Genomic DNA, 5,109 nt, shown 5'->3' with positions numbered 1-5,109 from the left:
GGTCCGGGGCGGAGCCCCGGGGCGGTACTCAGGCCTGAGTTGAGTATCCGCACCCTGTCGGGAGACGCCCGGCGGGGGACACCGTGGCCCCATGACAGCCACCGCACGGGACATGGCCGAGGCCACCCCCGCCGACCGCGACCGGTACGTCGACCTGCTGCGCGTCGCCTCGCTCGGCACCGTCATCGCCGGACACTGGCTGATGGCCGCCGTCAGCGGCGACGGCATAGGGAATCTGCTCGCCCTAGTACCCGCCCTCCAGGTGCTCACCTGGGGGCTGCAGATCATGCCCGTCTTCTTCTTCGTCGGCGGGTTCTCGCACGCCCTGTCCTACCGCTCCCTGGCCCGCCGAGCCGACGGGCCCGTCTACGCCGCCTTCCTGCGGGCCCGGCTCCAGCGGCTGCTGCGCCCCACCCTCGTCTTCGTCCTCGTGTGGGCCGCGATCGCGCTCGCCGTGCAGCTCTCCGGTCACGGCGGCGGGACGCTGACCGGGGCCGCGCTGCGGCTCGTCACGCAGCCGCTGTGGTTCATCGGGATCTACCTCGCCATGGTCGCCTTCACCCCGCCGCTGCTGAAGCTGCACGAGCGCCACGGCTGGGCCGCCTTCGCGGCCCTGGCCGGGGCGGCCGCACTGGTCGACGTACTGCGCTTCGCGCTCGGGGTCCCGTACGTGGAGTTCCTGAACTTCGCCCTCGTCTGGCTCGCCGTCCACCAGCTCGGCTTCCTGCGCGCCGACGGCCGCATCCGCAGGCCCGCCGTCCTCGCCGCCGCGGGGCTCGCCTGCGCCGCCCTGCTGGTGGCGTACGGCCCGTACCCGCTGTCCATGGTGGGGATGCCCGGCGAGAAGGTCTCCAACATGGCCCCGCCCACCCTCGCCCTGCTCTGTCACGGCCTGTGGCTCGTCGGCGCCGTCCAGCTGGCGGCCGGGCCCGCCACCGCGTGGCTGCGCCGCCCGCGCGTCTGGCGCGGGGTGGTCGCGGCCAACGGCCTCGCCATGACCGCCTTCCTGTGGCACCTGACCGCCATGCTCGGCGTGTACGCGGCCCAGCTCGGCCTCGGCCTCCGCCTGCCGGCCCCCGCCACGGCCGCCTGGTGGGCGCAGGTCCCGGTACGGATGGCGGCAGCGGCCGCGCTGACGGGTGTCCTCGTCGCACTGTTCCGCCGCTTCGAGGCGCCCCGGCCGAGCGTGCCCGCCCCCGGCCGGCGCAGCGGCGGCCCGGTCGCCGCCCTCGGGATCACGCTGTGCCTGCTCGGGATCCTTGGCCTGTCCATGACCGGGCTCGGCGGCCTGCTCGACGGGCACAGCGCCACACTGATCGCCCTGCCGGTCACCGCGCCGGCCGCGATCGCGATGGCACTGGGCGGCTGGTATCTCGTAGAACGGTCTGCCCCGGCCCGGAGGGTTAGGCTGAGGGGCTGATCCACACCCTTTCCCTGGAGCGCGTCTGATGGCCGTCAATCTGGTCAATGTCGAGGCAGTCAGCAAGGTGTACGGCACACGTACCCTGCTGGACGGCATCTCCCTCGGCGTGTCCGAGGGAGACCGGATCGGCGTGGTCGGCCGCAACGGCGACGGCAAGACCACCCTCATCCGGATGCTCGCCAAGCTGGAGGAACCCGACACCGGCCGGGTCACCCAGTCCGGCGGCCTGCGCATGGGCGTCCTCACCCAGCACGACTCACTCGACCCCCGGGCGACCATCCGCCACGAGATCATCCGGGACATGGCCGACCACGAATGGGCGGGCAACGCCAAGATCCGCGACGTCCTCACCGGACTCTTCGGCGGCCTCGACCTGCCGGGCTTCGGCCAGGGCCTCGACACCGTCATCGGCCCGCTCTCCGGTGGCGAGCGCCGCCGGATCGCCCTCGCCCAGCTGCTCATCGCCGACCAGGACCTCCTGATCCTCGACGAGCCCACCAACCACCTCGACGTCGAGGGCATCTCCTGGCTGGCCAAGCACCTCCAGGAGCGCCGCTCCGCGCTCGTCTGCGTCACCCACGACCGCTGGTTCCTCGACCAGGTCTGCACCCGCATGTGGGACGTGCAGCGCGGTGACGTGCACGAGTACGAGGGCGGCTACAGCGACTACGTCTTCGCCCGCGCCGAGCGCGACCGGATCGCCGCGACCGAGGAGTCCAAGCGGCAGAACCTGATGCGCAAGGAGCTGGCCTGGCTGCGCCGCGGCGCCCCCGCCCGGACCTCCAAGCCGCGCTACCGCATCGAGGCCGCCAACGAGCTGATCGCCGACGTGCCGCCGCCGCGCGACACCTCCGAGCTGATGAAGTTCGCCAACGCCCGCCTCGGCAAGACGGTCTTCGACCTGGAGGACGTCAGCGTCCACGCCGGCCCGAAGGAGCTGCTCAAGCACCTCACCTGGCACCTGGGTCCCGGCGACCGCGTCGGCCTCGTCGGCGTCAACGGCGCCGGCAAGACCTCCCTGCTGCGCGCCCTCGCCGAGGCCGCCCGCACCCAGGGTGAGGTCCAGCCCGCCGCCGGCAAGGTCATCGTCGGAAAGACCGTCAAGCTGGCCTACCTCTCCCAGGAGGTCGGCGAACTCGACCCGTCCCTGCGCGTCCTGGAGGCCGTCCAGCGCGTCCGTGACCGCGTCGACCTCGGCAAGGGCCGCGAGATGACGGCGGGCCAGCTCTGTGAGCAGTTCGGCTTCACCAAGGAGAAGCAGTGGACGCCGGTCGGCGACCTCTCCGGTGGTGAGCGCCGGCGCCTGCAGATCCTGCGCCTGCTGATGGACGAGCCCAACGTCCTCTTCCTCGACGAGCCCACCAACGACCTCGACATCGAGACCCTGACCCAGCTGGAGGACCTCCTCGACGGCTGGCCCGGCTCGATGATCGTCATCTCCCACGACCGCTTCTTCATCGAGCGCACCACCGACACGGTGATGGCGCTGCTCGGCGACGCGAGCCTTCGGATGCTGCCGCGCGGTCTGGACGAGTACCTGGAGCGCCGGCAGCGGATGATCGAGGCGGCCGCTCCGGCGCCCGTCCCGTCCACCGGCGCCGCGAAGTCCACCGCCTCGGGGGACTCGCGCGCCGCGAAGAAGGAACTCCAGAAGATCGAGCGGCAGCTGAACAAGCTGTCCGACCGCGAGGGCAACCTGCACGCCCAGATCGCCGAGAACTCCACCGACTACGACAAGGTGGCCAAGCTCGACGCGGAGCTGCGCGAACTCCTCTCGGACCGCGACGACTTGGAGATGCGCTGGCTGGAACTGGCCGAGGAGGCCTGAGCGGGGCCTGAGCGGAACCGGGCCGGTCACCCCACGGGAACAGGGGTCGACCGGCCCGATGCAGGGGCGTAGGCAGTGGTAGAAAGGTCATCCCCTTCGACCCTTCCCGATGCCGAAAGCGTGCGCTGATGACCGAGCCGCCCCAGCCGCCGAACCAGCCGCCGGCGCCTTCCGGTTACGGGCACCTGCCCGGTCCGCCGCAGCAGGGGTACGGGTACCCTCCGCAGGGCGGGAACCCGTACGCCCAGCAGCCCGCCCACCCGCCGCAGCCGCCCACCGTGCAGCAGCACCCTGCGGGCCCCGGCGGCCCCGGAGGCTCCGGCCCGGGCGGGGCGCCGAAGAAGAAGGCGGTCCTGCTGATCGCCGCCGCGGTGGCCGCCGCCCTCGTCCTGGGCGGCGTCGGCTATGCGGCCTTCTCCGGCGACGACAAGGACGCGAAGCCGGTCGCGCAGGAGCCCGCCGACGCCAAGCCCTCCGTCTCCCCGTCCGTGGAGAAGGGCGACGGCAACGGAGCGGGCGGCGGCCCGCAGCAGGCGGATCTCAACTCCGGCCGCAAGCAGGGCGAGGACAAGGTCCTGTGGCTCAAGACCGCCAAGGTCGACGGCCCCGGCATGGGCGTCGACGCCGCCGCCCAGTGGGTCATCGGCGACACCGTCGTCAAGAGCCTCTGGAAGAACCTCACCGGCTACTCGGTCACCGACGGCAAGGAGAAGTGGACACTCCCCTTCCCCGCGCCGATCTGCTCCGTCGCCTCGCAGACCACGGCCGAGGGCAGGACGGCCGTCATGTACCGCGACGGCGAAGGGGAGAACACCTCCTGCAACCAGTTGCGGGTGGTCGACCTCAAGACGGGCAAGGAGGTCTGGTCGAAAGAGGTACCCAGTGAGGGGCTCTTCGACATCTTCACCAGCCCCACCCTGTCCATGCTCGGGGACACCGTCACCGTCAGCCGCGGCGGCACCGCCAGCGCCTTCAAGATCAGCAACGGTGACAAGCTCTTCGCGAACCCGCTGGGCGACGGCTGCAACGCGGACTCCTACGAGGCCGGCAACGGCAAGATGATCGCCCTCGCCACGTGCTCGGACGAGGACTCCACCGCCGAGGTCCACGGCATCGACCCCGTCACCGGCGCGAAGGCCTGGGCCTACCGGCTCCCCGCCAAGTTCAAGGTCACCAGCATCTACTCGGTGAACCCGACCGTCCTCGACATCGGCAACGAGGCGGCGAAGCAGCGCTCCATCGTGGTCCTGGGACCCGACGGGAAGCAGACCGCCACCCTCGCGGGCGAGGGCAGCTTCGCCGTCGGCTGCGGCGACACCGGCCTCTTCCGGTCCCTGGTGACCTGCCCCTCGGCCGTCGTCGACGCGAACACGCTCTACCTGCCCACCGCGGCGGGCACCGGCAAGGCCAACGAGATCGTCGCCTTCGACCTGGCCACCGGCAAGGACAAGTGGCGTGTCCCGGCCGGGGGCAAGCGCACCCTCACCCCGCTCAAGGCCGTGGACGGCCGGCTCATCGCCTACCGCAAGGCCGAGGAGGAGCAGGGCGGCGAGGTCCTCTCCATCCCGGCCGCCGGCGGCACGCCCACCGCGCTGCTGCGCCACCCCTCGGGCCCCGCCGCCCCGATCGAGAGGACCTTCCACGTCCCGAAGCTGGACTACGTGGACGGACGCTTCTTCATCTCCTCCACCCATCTGCGCGCCCAAGGCCAGGACGAAAAGCTCCTGATGGTCTTCGGCAAGTGAGAACGCGCCGGTCCGGCAGCGGGGCCCGGAGAACTCCTTCCGGGCCCCGAGGATTTGGCCGCGCACCGAGGCGAGACGGCCGAGGAGGCCTGGGTTCCGCCGGTCTTCGGGGG

The 5,109-nt window shown here is 71.8% G+C and carries 3 protein-coding genes; all 3 read left to right on the top strand.

The genetic code is table 11. From position 1 onward, the window contains the following. The first annotated feature begins 91 nt into the window (after positions 1-91). The 3 genes from ACWGIU_RS29350 (at position 92) to ACWGIU_RS29340 (ending at position 4,996) form a co-directional block, all read left to right on the top strand. On the top strand, positions 92-1,420 hold the full coding sequence (locus ACWGIU_RS29350) for an acyltransferase family protein (RefSeq protein ID WP_453710801.1): 1,329 nt from the start codon (positions 92-94) through the stop codon (positions 1,418-1,420). 28 nt (positions 1,421-1,448) lie between these two features. Next, entirely contained in the window at positions 1,449-3,251 is a 1,803-nt protein-coding gene (locus ACWGIU_RS29345) for an ABC-F family ATP-binding cassette domain-containing protein (RefSeq protein ID WP_453710799.1), read from the top strand. 128 nt (positions 3,252-3,379) lie between these two features. Beyond that, positions 3,380-4,996 (top strand): outer membrane protein assembly factor BamB family protein, encoded by a 1,617-nt coding sequence (locus ACWGIU_RS29340; RefSeq protein WP_453710797.1) that lies wholly within the window; start codon positions 3,380-3,382, stop codon positions 4,994-4,996. Positions 4,997-5,109: the final 113 nt, after the last annotated feature.

It is taken from the genome of Streptomyces sp. NPDC054840, from assembly GCF_053611065.1.
Note: the sequence above shows the minus strand (reverse complement) of the source record. Positions and strands in the feature narration are given on the sequence as shown.